This is a genomic window from Acinetobacter sp. AS23 (assembly GCF_023612055.1).
Classification (GTDB): Bacteria; Pseudomonadota; Gammaproteobacteria; order Pseudomonadales; family Moraxellaceae; genus Acinetobacter; species Acinetobacter oleivorans.
In genome coordinates this window covers 2,680,729-2,695,484 of record NZ_CP082274.1, presented here as the reverse complement: position 1 = coordinate 2,695,484, position 14,756 = coordinate 2,680,729, and the positions used below count along the sequence as shown (strand labels likewise).

Below are 14,756 nucleotides of genomic sequence, written 5' to 3'. Positions count from 1 at the left end.
TAAGTAGTCAAAGCTGACCGATCGACAATAAAAAACAGGCCACATAACTCGTTAAAGTTATGCAGCCTATTGATTTTAATACATAAAATCTTGGAGCGGGAAACGAGACTCGAACTCGCGACCCCAACCTTGGCAAGGTTATGCTCTACCAACTGAGCTATTCCCGCAATGTGAGCACATTATAGAGTGTTTCACTAAAGTGTCAACACTCTTGTGATTTAATTGAACATTTAATCAGCACGACGCCAAACTGTACCTTGACGCGTATCTTCTAATACAACACCTTGGTCGAGCAAAGACTGACGAATACCATCTGCTTTAGCAAAATCTTTTGCTTTTTTCGCATCCACACGTTGTTGAATAAAATCTTCAATTTCAGCATCAGACAAAGTAAGCGCTTCTTGTCCAATATCTGATTTTAAGAAATCATCTACATTGTGTTGTACCAAACCTAAAATGTTGGTGAGGTGACGTAAAGTTGAATAAAGCACAGTCGCTTGGTCAGCTTGCTCTTCTTTTACAGCACGGTTCAACTCTTTGTTCAGTTCAAACAATACCGCCATTGCTTCAGCAGTATTGAAATCATCACACATTGCATTGTTAAAGCGTTCAATAAAGCTTTGATCAAGTGTTTCAGTTGTCTTCTGACCATACACTTGTTGGTAAGCTTTAAATGAATGATAGAAGCGAGTTAAAGAAGTTTTTGCTTCTTTGAGTGCTACATCAGAGAAGTTTACAGGACTACGATAGTGTGAAGACACAATAAAGTAGCGGATCACTTCAGGGTGGAATTTCTCCATTACGTCACGAATCGTAAAGAAGTTGCCTAAAGACTTAGACATCTTTTCACCATCAACATTAATGAAGCCAACATGCATCCAGTAGTTTACATATTGTTCGCCAGTTGACGCTTCACTTTGCGCAATTTCATTTTCATGGTGTGGGAACATTAAATCTGAACCACCACCATGAATGTCAAAGTGATTGCCTAGGCAGCAAGTCGACATTGCAGAACATTCAATGTGCCAACCCGGACGGCCATTGCCCCAAGGAGATGCCCAAGATGGTTCATTTTCTTTGGCATGTTTCCAAAGTACAAAGTCAAACGGATGTTTCTTTTCAACTTCAACGTCTACACGCTCACTTGCGCCAGCTTGCATGTCATCAAGCTTACGGCCAGAGAGACGACCATATTTCTCAAATTTGGTGACTTCAAAATAAACATCGCCATTTGCAGCAGGGTAAGCAGAACCTTTATTAACCAGATTGCCAATCATGTTTTGCATCTGATCGATATATTCAGTCGCTTTAGGTGCTTCATCAGGTGCAGCACAGCCTAAGTTAGCTGCATCTTCGTTCATTGCATCAATGAAACGAGTAGTCAGCTGCTGAATGGTTTCACCATTTTCATTTGCGCGTTTTATAATTTTGTCGTCAATGTCGGTAATGTTGCGAATATAGCGAACATTCCAGCCTTGACTACGTAAGAAACGAATAATGTAGTCAAATGCAACCATAACTCGAGCATGCCCGATATGACAGTAATCGTAAACGGTCATACCGCAGACGTACATATCGATGTGACCTTCTTTGCGAGGTACAAATTCAACTTTTTTTCGTTGCTCAGAGTTATATAAAACAAACGGTTGCATAAGGGTTTTCAAACACTCAACAAAAACAATGTTACATCATAACTGATGCATCATTTTTCACAAAGGTTTATGCAAGAATTTTATAAGCTTGTGAAATCTTATACATTTAAAAACGTGTAGATGATTGAGTTATGTTAGAATGCCCCCAAATCTTTTGATTAAAATCACCGATCTTCATAAGAGATCAGATCAATTATTTTGAGTCAAACTCGTATGCCCAATCCTACAGATTTTCAAAGCAGCGCATTAGCAACCTTGCGTATTGAGCAGCAAGCTCTAGACGTGTTAGCAACACAAATTAATGACAGTTTTAATCAGGCTTGTGAAATATTGTTACAGTGTAAAGGCCGTGTTGTGATTACTGGCATGGGTAAGTCAGGGCATATTGGCCGTAAAATGGCTGCGACTTTTGCTTCAACTGGTACACCATCTTTCTTTATGCATCCGGGCGAAGCTGGGCATGGCGATTTGGGGATGCTGGTTCGTGGCGATGTTTTAATTGCGATTTCCAATTCTGGAAAAAGCGATGAAATCATGATGTTGATGCCACTCATCAAACATCTTGGTGTACCTCTTATTACCATTAGCCGTACTGATAAAGGGCCAATGCCTCAAAATGCCGACATCGCTTTAACTTTAGGTGAGTCTGATGAAGCATGCCCACTAGGTTTGGCTCCAACATCGAGCACGACAGCGACTTTAGTGTTGGGTGATGCGCTGGCTGTTGCTTTACTTGAAGCACGTGGTTTTACTGCAGATGATTTTGCTCGTTCGCATCCTGCTGGGGCATTGGGTAAGCGTTTACTTTTACATGTAAAACACCTCATGCATACAGGCGATGAATTGCCAAAAGTTTCACCAGATACGCCAATGAATCAAGTGCTTTATGAAATTTCTAATAAGCGTTTAGGCTTGACCACGATTGTAGATGAACAGGAACATTTGCTTGGTATTTTCACTGATGGTGACTTGCGTCGTTTAATTGATAAACAGCAAGGTTTCGATGTGAATTTACCTGTTTCTGAAGTAATGACAAAAAAACCGTCAACTATTTCTCAAGAAGCACGTGCGGTAGAAGCTCTACAACAGCTTAACCTGAAAAAAATCAGTCAATTTGTTGTGGTTGATGACCAAAATAAAGTGATTGGTGTAATTAGTATGCATGACCTTATTCAGGCAGGGGTAAATTAATCAATGGCATCTTATGCATTGTTAGAACAAGCACGTCACTTACAGGCATTGGTTCTGGATGTCGATGGTATTTTGAGTGATGGCTTTGTAACTTTAACCAATAGTGGCGATGAAATTAAATCATTCGATATTCGTGATGGTTTAGGCATGAAACTTGTGCAGCAAGCAGGCATGAAAGTCATCATTATTACGGGCCGAAAAAGTAATATTGTTGAAAAACGTATGTCTGATTTAGGCGTAGATCTTGTTTTTCAAGGCCGTGAAGACAAAGGTTCTGCGTTACGTGAAGCTTGTGCACAGTTTAATATTTTGCCTTCCGATTGCTTGTATATGGGTGATGACTGGCCTGATTTATCTGCTTTTGCAATCGCAGGAATGAGCGTTACCGTGCCAAATGGTCATGAAGAAGTGCGTCGTCGTGCGCATTTGGTTACCCAGTCGATGGGCGGACGTGGTGCTGTACGTGAAGTCTGTGATATGTTGCTGATCGCAAAAGGCATTTACCAAGAACTTCTTGAAAAATATCTTGCAGTACCGCATTAATAATAAGATTACTTAAAAAGGTAGGCTATTCCTGCTCATGGATACCAGAGTTTTATCTATTGTTGCTGTAGTTATTGCTGCTATAAGTGGTGGTTATTACTACTATAGTGGCAAAGCAAAAAAACTAGACATTGGTTCTGCGAAGAATATGACATATTCGGCGCAGGGCGTCCATTTGACTCAAACTGATGATCAAGGCAATTTGTATATTCGTGCTGAAGTTCGTCAGCTTGAACAGGATATGCAACAAAAAACATCAAAGTTGGATCAACTTAATGCCTCTATGTATAAAGATGGCAAGGTTGATGCGACATTCTTTGCGAAACAAGCAAATGGCTATGATGATAATCGTAAAGTTATATTATCGGGTGATGTGGTCGCAACTAAACTTGCTCCACAAGGGAAAATCGAATTCAAAACCGATGAGTTAACTGGTTATCCAAAGACCAGAGAGATTGAAACGGATCATCAAGTGATTGTACAGTCTCCACAAGCCGACTTTGTCAGCAAAGGATTAAAAGCCAATTTGAACAACGGTCAGTACGAATTTTTTAATATTCGAGGAAAGTATGCACCAAAGTCTTAATTTAAAACGTTCTTCAGCTTTCCTAAAACAAGCTGCGGTTATTACATTCGTTGCTTTATCATCAGCTTCGACTTTTGCGTTGCCGTCTGACCGTAATCAACAAATTTCACTCGTGGCAGACCGTGCAACTTATAACGAAAAAACTGGTTTGACGACTTACACCGGTAATGTCGTGATTGAGCAAGGTACGATGAAGCTTCAAGCAGATTCGATTGTTGCTACACTAAACTCTAAGCGTGAAATCCAAACCATTACTGCTAAAGGCCGACCATCTAAGTTTCAGCAACAAATAAGTGCTGATAAGGGTGTGGCACGTGGTGAAGGACAGACCATTGTTTATAATGCAGATACGGGCATTATTACATTGAATGGTGGTGCATATTTATATCAAGATGGTTCTAGTATTCGTGGTAACTCATTGAAATATAGTATGAACAAAGGTGATGTTGAAGCTCAAGGTTCATCATCAAATCGTGTGCAGATTATTATTCCACCATCAAGTTCAAAAAGCTTTCCAGGAGCGCGTGACTAATGCAACAAGCTCTTCAACAACCCCAAACTTTGTGTATTAAGCACTTAGGAAAAAACTATAGTAAGCGTTGGGTCGTCAAAGACGTATCTTTTAGTATGCAAAGTGGACAGATTGTTGGTTTGCTTGGCCCTAACGGTGCAGGAAAAACAACAAGCTTCTATATGGTTGTAGGGCTAGTGCGTATGGACAAAGGTGAAATTCACCTTGATGATCTCGATATGTCCGATTTGGCAATGCATGAACGGGCACGTAAGGGCATTGGATATCTTCCGCAAGAGGCTTCTATTTTTAGAAAGCTGACTATTGCTGAAAATATTATGTCCATTTTAGAAACACGTAAGGACTTAAATAAGCAACAACGCCAGCAACGTCTTACTGAATTATTAAATGACTTTAAAATTAGTCATATTAAAGATTCATTAGGAATGAGCGTGTCTGGTGGTGAACGCCGCCGTGCTGAAATTGCACGTGCATTGGCTGCTGATCCTAAATTTATGTTGCTTGATGAACCATTTGCCGGCGTTGATCCAATCTCGGTTGGAGATATTAAAGATATTATCCAAAATTTGAAGGATCGTGGTATCGGTGTACTCATTACTGACCATAACGTACGTGAAACTTTAGCAATTTGTGAACGTGCATATATTGTGAGTGAAGGGGCTGTAATTGCAGAAGGTACACCACAAGAAATTCTGGATAACGAGCAAGTTCGTAAAGTCTACTTAGGTGACGATTTCACAGTTTAAATAACAAAGTTAATCTATTTGTCTAAAAAGAGGTCAATGCCTCTTTTTAGTTTTTTTATATTTAGTTTTTAAAAACAATGATTTAACTTGTTTAATTAATAGAACTATAATGTGTGAATTATTCCTGCAATTATGCTTCTTTATGCAAAAAAATATGTAGAATGTAAAAGCTTTTAAACGATAACAAACAAGATCAACAAGACAAGCATGATTGGATATAACCAGAGAAGAGTAACAAGGACATGTAAAAAGCCAGCTTTCCTGAAAGGGTTGATGCTTTTAACTTCATTGCATGTACCTATGGTGATATATGCTGCTAAACCAAGTGAGCAATATCACACCTTAAAAGACAACTTATCACAGCTTTTTGCCCCAAAAAGTAGTGATGAATTTAAAGTTGCCAAGATGCAAGAGCTGAGTAATTTTAAGTTAGATCGTTCTAGAGTTCAGGAGTTTCCGACTGTTCAACTCAATGATCGATCGGCTGGATCTTATTCAAGTTTGCCATCAAGCAAAATGACTTTGCAGGAAGCGGTGAAAATCGCAATCCAGCGTAACCCTGATATTTCTCAAGCCATTTCTACTTTAGCTGGCCAAAACGCAGGTATTGATTACGCCAAGGCTGGTTATTATCCACAGCTTTCAGGTGGTATCACTACAGGTGACTTGACTAGTGGTGAGCGTGGTAGGCAGTTATTGACCTTAAATGCGACTCAAATGCTCTATGATTTTGGTAAAGTTAAATCAGGTGTAGATGTTGAGCAAGCCAAGGTTCAGGTTGAACAGGCCAATGTGCTGGTCAGCATTGATGATATTGCACTTGATGTTGCGCAGTCGATCATCAATATTCAGCGCTATCTTCAATTAAATAAAATTGCCGAGCAGCAAATTGCGGGTATTCAGCGAATTCAGGAAATCGCTAATTTACGTGCAAATGCGGGTATTAGTAGTCAGGCTGACCCGATTCAAGCTCAGTCTTATTTACAAGCTGCCCAGTCTGGTTTGATTGCACAGCAATCATTATTGCGTCAGTACCAACAACATTTAAGAACATTATTGGGTGCAGATGTCTCGCGCACGGGTTGGATTATTTCAGATGATTTGGTGAAACAATCTGATTTATATGGCGAACCTGAGTTTAATACCATTCCAAAAATGATCGCGGCTCAAGCCAGTGTTGAAGTCGCTAAAGCACAAAAGGAACAGACTCGTTTAACACGTTATCCAACTTTGTCCGTTAAAGGTTCTTTGAGTCAAGCCATCAATGGCAGAAACCCAAACAATGATAAAGATGACGGTCTATATAGTTCGGTCATGCTTGAAGCAAGCAGTCAGTTTTATCAAGGTGGAGCCGTTTCTTCTCAGGTGAAAATGGCAAGTTATGCCGAAGAAGCAGCAAAGTCTAAAGTCAATTCAGTTTATCTGGACGTTCTCGACCAAATTAGAACCAGCCGTGAACAAATTGAAAATAAACAACGTCAAATGTTGGTTTTAGCAAATCGCCAAGCCACTACAGTTCGTACCCGTGAACTTTATCAAGAGCAGTACAAGCTTGGTACACGTTCATTGGTTGACTTACTGAACGCAGAACAAGCCATTCATAGTGCTAACTCAGAACTCGAGACGGCACGTTACGATATCTATAACAGTATTGTTCAGTACATTTCGGCAACAGGACGTTCCCGCCAAGCTTATGACTTAAATAATATTTCAATTCAGGGGTTCGAAGTACAACCATGATGACAAAAATAAACTACCAGCCCTGGTTACAGGCGGTCTTAACGATTGCTAAACATTACCGAATTGAGCCTTCAGAAGAAAGAATCCGTTTACAACTTGACTGGAACCAGAATCAAAACCTTGATGATGTTTTACAGCTCATTACACGTCAGGTTGGACTAAATTTACGTAAAGTACCTTTTTCATTAGAGGTGCTGAATCCGTGGCGCCTGCCTGTTATGGTCGAGTTTAACGACGGACAGGTTGGTGTTGTTGATAAAGCTGATACACAAGGAAATGTCAGTATCCAGTTGAGTGGAGATCACGGCCTTTCCCAAAATTTAAGCTTAGACGTCTTAAAAACGACAATTAAAAATGTCTATATTTTGCGTCCTGAAACTTCTATTCCCGATGCACGTATTGACGAATATATCAAACCGTATGAAGCAAGCTGGTTCTGGTCAATTGTACTCAGAGACTGGAAGCGCTACGTTGATATTATGTTTGCCTCACTGATTGCCAATATTTTGGCACTGGCAACTATTATTTTCTCAATGCAAGTCTATGACCGCGTTGTTCCATCACAGTCTATTCCAACTTTATGGGTTCTTGCAGGCGGTGTACTCATTGCAGCGCTTTTTGAGTTTACCTTACGTATATCACGCGTGTACTTATCCGATATTATTGGTAAACGTGCTGACTTACGGGTATCTGACCGTGTATTTGGTCATGCCTTACGCATCAAAAATAAAGACCGTTCGAAGTCTACAGGTAGTTTTATTTCCCAGATTCGTGAGCTTGAAGGTGTGCGTGAGCTGGTGACTTCTACCACCATTAGTGCAATTGCCGATTTCCCGTTCTTTTTCCTGTTCCTGACCATCTTTGCGATTATTGGCGGGAAATTGTTTTGGGTGATGTTGCTGGTTGTACCGCTTATGCTATTGCCGGGTATTCTGGCACAGAAGAAGCTAGCTCAACTCGCACAAGAGGGTATGAGAGAATCATCAATCCGTAACGCCATTCTTGTTGAAGCGGTGCAAGGTATTGAAGACATCAAGCTTTTACGTGCTGAATCACGCTTCCAAAACCAGTGGAACCACATGAATGAAGTTTCAGCCGATATTGGTATGAGACAACGTAAAATCGTTGGTACCTTAATGGCATGGACTCAAATGCTTCAAGGTCTGACCTATGCGATTGTGGTTTTAGTGGGATGTTTTGCGGTGATGGATGGTGAAATGACGACAGGTGCGTTAGTGGCCTGTTCAATTTTATCTTCACGTATGTTAGGTCCGATTGCACAGATTACAGGCGTTCTAGGACGTTTACAGCAGGCGAAAGTTGCAAAACAAAGTTTAGATGAGCTTATGCAACGTCCGATTGATCAGGCTGACCGTTCACATCTGGTACATAAAGCTGCTTTAAATGGCGATTACGAACTAAAAAATGCCTTGTTCCAATATGGAGAAGAAGATCCGAGACCAAGTTTGGCAATCCGTCATTTAAAAATTCGCGCTGGTGAAAAAATTGCAATTCTAGGGCGTAATGGGGCGGGTAAATCGACATTGCTTCAGCTTCTATCTGGAATGCAAGTCCCAACTCAAGGTTCAGTGCATTTAGATGGTCTGGATCTGTCTTTAATTGACCCATCTGATGTACGTCGTGATATGGGTTTACTTAACCAGAATGCGTATCTTTTCTACGGTACGATTCGTGAAAACCTGACTTTGGGTGCTCCGCTTGCAACCGATGAAGAAATTCTTCGGGCTTTAGTGGTGACGGGTGCATTACCTTTTGTTCAAGAGAAAAAAGAAGGACTAGATCACCTGATTTTAGAGGGTGGCGTTGGTTTCTCGGGTGGTCAGAAACAAGCGTTGTTATTGGCTCGTTTATTGATTCGTCAACCTAACATTTTATTGTTAGACGAACCAACAGCAGCCATTGATGATGTGGCAGAGAAACAACTGATTGATCATTTAAAAGGTTGGCTGGCGCATCGGACCTTGGTCGTTGCGACTCACCGCCGAGCTGTTTTAGAACTGGTGGACCGTATTATTGTCGTTAACGATGGCAAAATCGTGATGGATGGTCCAAGAGATCAGGTCCTTAATCAATCAACAGCCCAACAAAAACAAGTGCAAGGGGGTAATTCATGAGCGAACCACAACAAGAACAACAACTCACCCGTTCAATGAATGTCTCTTATAGTGAGCCACCTTTACCACGTGCCAGCTTAGTGATCTGGATTGTGGGGATTGGTTTAGTTATTTTCTTTATCTGGGCATGGGTATTTAAACTTGAAGAAGTTTCTACCGGTACGGGTAAAGTGATTCCATCATCTAAAGAACAGGTGATTCAGTCTTTAGAGGGCGGTATTTTAACCAAGCTCAATGTACAAGAAGGCGACATTGTTCAAAAAGGTGAAATTCTTGCGCAACTAGATCCAACCCGTTTTGCATCTAATGTGGGTGAATCAAGATCTTTACTCATTTCAGCTCAGGCGACAGCAGCGCGTTTGCGTGCGGAAGTAAACGGTACGCCATTGGTTTTTCCTGAAATTGTGATGAAAGAACCAAAACTTGTACTAGAAGAAACAGCGCTCTATCGCTCACGTCGTGCTGATCTTGAGCAAACACTTTCAGGTTTAAAACAGGCTTTGCAACTGGTGCAACAAGAACTGGCAATGACGGAGCCTTTGGTTGCTAAAGGTGCGGCAAGTGAGGTTGAAGTTTTACGTTTACGTCGTGAAGCAAATGACCTTAGAAACAAAATGAATGATGCGCAGAATCAGTATTATGTTAAGGCTCGTGAAGAGTTATCGAAAGCAAATACGGATAGTGAAACGCAACAACAAATTGTGCTGGGTCGTAGTGACAGCTTAGATCGTGCAGTGTTCAAAGCACCGGTACGTGGTGTTGTAAAAGAAATTGCAGTCACAACCCATGGTGGTGTTATTCCACAGAACGGTAAATTGATGACCATTGTACCGATTGATGAGCAGTTGCTTATTGAAGCGCGTATTTTGCCGCGTGACATTGCATTTATTCGTCCGGGACAAGAAGCACTGGTTAAGATTACTGCCTATGACTACTCAATTTATGGTGGTTTAAAAGGAAAGGTTACGGTTATTTCACCAGATACAATTCGTGATGAAGTGAAACAAGACCAATTCTATTATCGTGTTTATATCCGCACTGATTCCGACAAGCTTTATAATAAAGAAGGTAAGGCTTTTGGTATTACACCGGGTATGGTGGCAACAGTAGATATTCGTACGGGTGAAAAAACAGTACTCGATTACTTACTTAAACCGTTTAATAAAGCGAAAGAAGCGTTACGAGAAAGATAATAAAAAAAGCCCCGAGATTCGGGGCTTTTTTATGGGTTTGATTCTATTAAATTCACGTTATAATTTGATTTTTATTATGCTTTATTTAATTTATGGCTTTTACGATTGCATCACAGATTACATTTGAAGAAGAAATTAAAAAAAGCAGATTTCAGGCTATCGCTGCGCCAGTAGAAAATGAACAGCAAGTTAAAGAATTTTTAGAACTCAATAAAGATATCTCTACAACTCACCAATGTTGGGCTTGGAAAATTGGCCATAACGTACGCTTTAATGATGATGGTGAGCCGTCAGGAACAGCAGGCCGCCCAATCTTAGCCACCATTGAAGGGAATGACCTGACGAATATTATTGTGATGGTTAACCGCTGGTATGGTGGAATAAAACTTGGAACAGGCGGCCTTGTTAGAGCATATGGAGGCTGTGCTGGGCAATGTTTGCTTTTGGCTGAGCGTATTGAACTGATTGCAAAGAAAACGATTTACTTTTCTTGTCACTTTAATGAGTGGGCGATATTTCAATATGAGCTTACTCAACAACAAATTGAATATCAGGAAACCTACACTGCAACGGGTGTAGATATCGAAGCAAGGTTACAAATACATCAAATTGAACCGCTTGCTTTAAAACTTAGAGACGTAACGCGTGGTCGTGAAGAGTTAAAGATTGAAGAGGAATTAACTGATGACTGATTCCTTATTGAAATATCGTGAGCAACACAAGCACCGCTTAAACTATATGCCATGGTTATATTGGACTTTAAAACCTAAACATCGTGCTTGGGCCGAAGAATGGCAAAAAGAATACCAAGCTTATTTGATGGACATGGAAACCGTTGAGATTGGTGAAAACTGTTTTATTTCACCGTTAGCACATATTTTTGCTGAGCCGGGACGCAAAATTATTATTGGTGATAATTGCTTTATCGCAGCAGATTGTAGTTTGCATGGACCCCTTGAAATTGGAAATGAGGTCGCGATAAATCATCATTGTATTTTAGATGGTGGGCGAGCTGGCATAAAATTGCATGACCAAGTTCGTATTGCAGCATATTGTCATTTATATGCATTTGATCATGGGATGCAGTTAGACCGTCCACTTTACCAACAGCCTGTCACTTCTAAAGGAATTGAAGTTGAGCAGGATGTTTGGTTGGGTGCACATGTGGGTATTAAAGACGGTATTAAAATAGGAAAACATGCCATAGTCGGGATGAATAGTATGGTGACCAAAGATGTTGAGCCTTACCATATTGTTGGTGGAAATCCCGCAAAATTTATTCGTTTAAGAGAATAATGCAGTCTTAAGAATGTAATAAAATGTTTGATCTTTAAACAAAAAAGTTGATTTTTATACATAAACCTTAACATAGCAATTTTTATCTATGTTAAGTTAAAGCTAAGTTTTAAGAATAATCTCCAAGGCAATAGACCTGAAGAAGAGAGGCTAACATGAACCGTGTTATTGCGTGTATTGACTCATCACCGTGTATTAATGCTATTGCCGATGCAGCAGCATGGGTTGCTAAAGCAACCGGACGGGAACTTGTATTATTACAAATTCTAGATTATTACCCAGCCAGTTATCATCTTGGTGAAATTAGTGGGGTAATTGGCTTTGAAAGCAATGCAATGCTGCTAAAAGAGTTAGCTGAGCTGGAACAAAAACAAAGTGAACTCGCTTTAGACTATAGCAATAATTTACTCCGTCACATTTCTGATCTTATTCAAGAAAAACATGGAATTACGAGTTCAAAAATTCAAGAAAAAGGCGATTTTTTAGAGCAAAGTTTTAATCTTTTGCATGAAAATGACATCGTCATTTTAGGTCGAGTTGGGGAGCGGGCTGCCGAGAAACAGAAACCAATCGGTAGTAATGTTGAAAACTTTATCCGTGGTGCTAACTGTACAGTTTTGACTATTGGTGAAAACTTTAAAGTGCCAACCCGTTTTATCTTTGCTTATGAATATTCACCAACTTGTCAAAAAATGATGCGCCGTATTGCCCAAAGTGATTTATTGCGAACACTGCAATGTCATTTGGTATATGTAGGTGATCATCCGGAAATATTAAATGAACCTGAGCATTATCTTAAACAAGCGGGCATTGATGTTGTGACCGTATATCGCTATGGTGATGTTGCACAAAATATTTTAGAGTACCAACAAGAACACGGTATTCAAATTATTGTGCTAGGGGCATTTAGTCATAGCAAGATTCATCAATTTTTCTTAGGAAGTATTGCGACAACCATATTCCGAAACGCGACTGTACCGTTACTTGTGGCTAAATGATGAGATTTCCATATAGTTATCCGCAAATCTTGTGGATAACTATATGGAAAAGCAACAGTAATAAAAGTAATTTATTGATTATAAATAATAAAATAAAAAAGATGATTTTTTAACCATTATTTCACAATTGCAATTGCGAAGCCATCATGACCTTTTGAGCCGACTGTTTGTAAGGCTGTACAAGACAATATTTGTGGATGATTTTCGAGAGCTTTAAACATTTCACGGATGCCTTCAATACTCGGTTTTTTATTGTCTGGATTTAAAATATCACCTGCGCGAATTACATTATCCAGCACAATAATCGTACCTGATCTAGAGAATTTTAGGCTCAATTCTAAATATTCAGGATAACCCTGTTTATCTGCATCAATGAAAATAAAATCAAAAGGCTCGATAGATTGAGGATCAATTGCAGACAGAATATCAGCGGCGCGACCAGCTTTAAGATCGACTTCTACCGGAAGGTTAGCATGGTCAATATTTTTTTGAGCCATTTCTGCATGAGTATCACGGCCTTCAATTGTGAGTAAATAACCATCTTCAGGCAAAGCTCGGCCTAACCAGATAGTGCTATATGCAGCAAAGGTTCCGATTTCTAAAACTCGTTTGCATTTATTCATTTGAATAAGCATCTGCAAGAACATACCTTGGTTAGGCGCCACTGCAAGATGATTTGAAAAGCCGTGTTCATCGGTATTCTTTAATGCATATTCGAGTCGCGGGTCTTCAGGAATTAAATGTGAATCGATATATTGGTCAATGTCTGTCCACATCTGCTGCATAATCAAATTTACCTATATGTTGATCGGGCTATTTTAAACGTTTATGCATAGAGTGCAAAAATCTTCGTTTCAAGAAATTTTGGTTGCTTGAGAAATGAACAATAAAAAAACTCCTTTCAGTTGAAAGGAGTTTTTTGAATTAGAAATTACACATCGAACTGTTTCGGGTGAGGTCTGGCCCCCAAGTACGATAGCCTTGAGTATCAATATGAATTTGCCCAGAGCTATATAAGCCAATACCCATATTTAAGCTTTGACCATGCTGAGCCCAGAACTGACAAAGTTTAAACTTGGTATTTTCGATAAAAGCATAATCTTGAGCTTGTGGGAACTCAGGGCCAATACGGAAATCGATTGCCGAGTTAAATAAATGTTTAGATGAGCTTGCGCCACCAGCACATTCATTTAAAGGTAAGTCACGGTAAACCGAGGTTACTTCAAAGTCAGTTAAAACTTTTGCTGCAACTAAATATTTAAATACGCGTAGGGTTGATAAAGAGTTGCCCCAAAGTTCGCGATTAGGCACCGCATATTCTGAGCGGCCACATTTTTGCCAATCACGTGCTGAGCGTAATAACTCAAAACTTGGCACAATGCCTGCGACGTTGTTTCGGGTTAAGAAATTTTCGTATTCACGAACACGTTGGTAATTTTCACCAGAACTTAACCAGCCTCGATAAGACGCAGGCTCAACTTTAGGGGGGATTGGGCGCTCGATAATAACGCGCTCTTGTGGAATAAAGATTCGTTTACCACTTGGAGAGGTTTTGCCTGTTGTTGTGTGTTGGGGAGAGCTGACACAACCTACCATAACCGCTGGGATTATGCATAAGGGCACCAGACTCTGCAAAAACTTCCGCATAAGAAAAATTAAGCACTTATAAATATTGCGGCTATTTTAATGCAAAACAGTGCACAAATTACGAGGAATTTGCAATGAAATGTTTGAATCGGGTATAAAAAAGATCAGCGGTTGCTGATCTTTTTTTGAAATTACTTTTCAAGATATTGTAATTTATCAGGTTTGCCGTTCCATTCTTCACGGTCAGCTGGTTGATCACCAATTTGCGTAATGTTAGGCCATTTTTGAGAAAGATCAGCATTTAATTCAATAAACACTTCCTGACCTTCTGGTAACTCATCTTCAGAGAAAATTGCATTTGCCGGGCACTCTGGTTCACATAATGCACAGTCAATACATTCATCCGGATTAATCACTAGGAAATTCGGACCTTCGTAGAAACAGTCAACAGGACAAACTTCTACGCAATCTTGGTATTTACATTTAATACAATTTTCAGTGACAACAAAGGTCATGGCGACAGCTACCTAAAAAATATGGTTTCATTTCGAATAGCT

15 protein-coding genes and 1 tRNA gene are annotated in these 14,756 nt (G+C 39.9%); 11 read left to right on the top strand and 5 right to left on the bottom strand.

The window, feature by feature from the left end; genetic code table 11:
• Nucleotides 1-91: 91 nt before the first annotated feature.
• Nucleotides 92-167: transfer RNA gene (locus K6I41_RS12630), tRNA-Gly, on the bottom strand.
• A gap of 63 nt (nucleotides 168-230) precedes the next feature.
• Nucleotides 231-1,652, bottom strand: a complete 1,422-nt coding sequence (gene cysS / locus K6I41_RS12625) for a cysteine--tRNA ligase (protein WP_151987441.1) — start codon at nucleotides 1,650-1,652, stop codon at nucleotides 231-233.
• 213 nt (nucleotides 1,653-1,865) lie between these two features.
• Here cysS and K6I41_RS12620 point away from each other — a divergent pair, with 213 nt between their 5' ends.
• The 11 genes from K6I41_RS12620 (at nucleotide 1,866) to K6I41_RS12570 (ending at nucleotide 12,612) form a co-directional block, all read left to right on the top strand.
• Complete coding sequence (locus K6I41_RS12620; RefSeq protein ID WP_013198420.1) at nucleotides 1,866-2,843, top strand: KpsF/GutQ family sugar-phosphate isomerase; 978 nt, start codon at nucleotides 1,866-1,868, stop codon at nucleotides 2,841-2,843.
• Between the two features lie 3 nt (nucleotides 2,844-2,846).
• Entirely contained in the window at nucleotides 2,847-3,386 is a 540-nt protein-coding gene (locus tag K6I41_RS12615; protein ID WP_004793423.1) for a KdsC family phosphatase, read from the top strand.
• 37 nt (nucleotides 3,387-3,423) lie between these two features.
• Nucleotides 3,424-3,972 carry an LPS export ABC transporter periplasmic protein LptC gene (gene lptC / locus K6I41_RS12610; protein WP_013198419.1) on the top strand — a complete coding sequence of 183 codons (549 nt, stop codon included), beginning with the start codon at nucleotides 3,424-3,426 and terminating at the stop codon, nucleotides 3,970-3,972.
• Entirely contained in the window at nucleotides 3,956-4,504 is a 549-nt protein-coding gene (lptA, locus tag K6I41_RS12605; protein WP_013198418.1) for a lipopolysaccharide transport periplasmic protein LptA, read from the top strand. Before lptC ends, lptA begins: the two co-directional genes overlap by 17 nt.
• Complete coding sequence (gene lptB / locus K6I41_RS12600) at nucleotides 4,504-5,250, top strand: LPS export ABC transporter ATP-binding protein (RefSeq protein WP_107881577.1); 747 nt, start codon at nucleotides 4,504-4,506, stop codon at nucleotides 5,248-5,250. Before lptA ends, lptB begins: the two co-directional genes overlap by 1 nt.
• 273 nt (nucleotides 5,251-5,523) lie before the next feature.
• The gene (locus K6I41_RS12595) at nucleotides 5,524-6,990 is read left to right on the top strand and encodes a TolC family outer membrane protein (RefSeq protein WP_192833678.1); all 1,467 of its coding nucleotides are present in this window, start codon (nucleotides 5,524-5,526) and stop codon (nucleotides 6,988-6,990) included.
• On the top strand, nucleotides 6,987-9,125 hold the full coding sequence (locus tag K6I41_RS12590; RefSeq protein ID WP_013198416.1) for a type I secretion system permease/ATPase: 2,139 nt from the start codon (nucleotides 6,987-6,989) through the stop codon (nucleotides 9,123-9,125). Before K6I41_RS12595 ends, K6I41_RS12590 begins: the two co-directional genes overlap by 4 nt.
• A complete protein-coding gene (locus tag K6I41_RS12585; protein WP_013198415.1) occupies nucleotides 9,122-10,318 on the top strand; it encodes a beta-barrel domain-containing protein in 1,197 nt (398 codons plus the stop codon). Before K6I41_RS12590 ends, K6I41_RS12585 begins: the two co-directional genes overlap by 4 nt.
• Before the next feature lie 92 nt (nucleotides 10,319-10,410).
• The gene (locus tag K6I41_RS12580; protein WP_004793414.1) at nucleotides 10,411-11,010 is read left to right on the top strand and encodes an IMPACT family protein; all 600 of its coding nucleotides are present in this window, start codon (nucleotides 10,411-10,413) and stop codon (nucleotides 11,008-11,010) included.
• Nucleotides 11,003-11,614, top strand: coding sequence for a DapH/DapD/GlmU-related protein (locus K6I41_RS12575; RefSeq protein ID WP_199942395.1), 612 nt, complete (start codon nucleotides 11,003-11,005; stop codon nucleotides 11,612-11,614). The genes K6I41_RS12580 and K6I41_RS12575 overlap by 8 nt, the downstream gene beginning before the upstream one ends.
• 155 nt (nucleotides 11,615-11,769) lie before the next feature.
• Complete coding sequence (locus K6I41_RS12570; RefSeq protein WP_005303762.1) at nucleotides 11,770-12,612, top strand: universal stress protein; 843 nt, start codon at nucleotides 11,770-11,772, stop codon at nucleotides 12,610-12,612.
• A 116-nt stretch (nucleotides 12,613-12,728) separates the two neighbouring features.
• Here K6I41_RS12570 and K6I41_RS12565 read toward each other — a convergent pair whose 3' ends face one another.
• From K6I41_RS12565 to fdxA, 3 genes are all read right to left on the bottom strand, one after another.
• Nucleotides 12,729-13,397, bottom strand: coding sequence for an O-methyltransferase (locus tag K6I41_RS12565; protein WP_250374473.1), 669 nt, complete (start codon nucleotides 13,395-13,397; stop codon nucleotides 12,729-12,731).
• 139 nt (nucleotides 13,398-13,536) lie between these two features.
• Nucleotides 13,537-14,259, bottom strand: a complete 723-nt coding sequence (locus K6I41_RS12560; RefSeq protein WP_174746768.1) for a D-Ala-D-Ala carboxypeptidase family metallohydrolase — start codon at nucleotides 14,257-14,259, stop codon at nucleotides 13,537-13,539.
• A gap of 131 nt (nucleotides 14,260-14,390) precedes the next feature.
• Nucleotides 14,391-14,714 carry a ferredoxin FdxA gene (fdxA, locus tag K6I41_RS12555; RefSeq protein ID WP_003650851.1) on the bottom strand — a complete coding sequence of 108 codons (324 nt, stop codon included), beginning with the start codon at nucleotides 14,712-14,714 and terminating at the stop codon, nucleotides 14,391-14,393.
• Nucleotides 14,715-14,756: the final 42 nt, after the last annotated feature.

Excerpts from the sequence above, each read along its gene's own strand:
- cysS (WP_151987441.1), bottom strand. The coding sequence starts at position 1,652 with ATGCAACCGTTTGTTTTATATAACTCTGAGCAACGAAAAAAAGTTGAA.
- K6I41_RS12620 (WP_013198420.1), top strand. The coding sequence starts at position 1,866 with ATGCCCAATCCTACAGATTTTCAAAGCAGCGCATTAGCAACCTTGCGT.
- K6I41_RS12615 (WP_004793423.1), top strand. The coding sequence starts at position 2,847 with ATGGCATCTTATGCATTGTTAGAACAAGCACGTCACTTACAGGCATTG.
- lptC (WP_013198419.1), top strand. The coding sequence starts at position 3,424 with ATGGATACCAGAGTTTTATCTATTGTTGCTGTAGTTATTGCTGCTATA.
- lptA (WP_013198418.1), top strand. The coding sequence starts at position 3,956 with ATGCACCAAAGTCTTAATTTAAAACGTTCTTCAGCTTTCCTAAAACAA.
- lptB (WP_107881577.1), top strand. The coding sequence starts at position 4,504 with ATGCAACAAGCTCTTCAACAACCCCAAACTTTGTGTATTAAGCACTTA.
- K6I41_RS12595 (WP_192833678.1), top strand. The coding sequence starts at position 5,524 with ATGCTTTTAACTTCATTGCATGTACCTATGGTGATATATGCTGCTAAA.
- K6I41_RS12590 (WP_013198416.1), top strand. The coding sequence starts at position 6,987 with ATGATGACAAAAATAAACTACCAGCCCTGGTTACAGGCGGTCTTAACG.
- K6I41_RS12585 (WP_013198415.1), top strand. The coding sequence starts at position 9,122 with ATGAGCGAACCACAACAAGAACAACAACTCACCCGTTCAATGAATGTC.
- K6I41_RS12580 (WP_004793414.1), top strand. The coding sequence starts at position 10,411 with ATGGCTTTTACGATTGCATCACAGATTACATTTGAAGAAGAAATTAAA.
- K6I41_RS12575 (WP_199942395.1), top strand. The coding sequence starts at position 11,003 with ATGACTGATTCCTTATTGAAATATCGTGAGCAACACAAGCACCGCTTA.
- K6I41_RS12570 (WP_005303762.1), top strand. The coding sequence starts at position 11,770 with ATGAACCGTGTTATTGCGTGTATTGACTCATCACCGTGTATTAATGCT.
- K6I41_RS12565 (WP_250374473.1), bottom strand. The coding sequence starts at position 13,397 with ATGCAGCAGATGTGGACAGACATTGACCAATATATCGATTCACATTTA.
- K6I41_RS12560 (WP_174746768.1), bottom strand. The coding sequence starts at position 14,259 with ATGCGGAAGTTTTTGCAGAGTCTGGTGCCCTTATGCATAATCCCAGCG.
- fdxA (WP_003650851.1), bottom strand. The coding sequence starts at position 14,714 with ATGACCTTTGTTGTCACTGAAAATTGTATTAAATGTAAATACCAAGAT.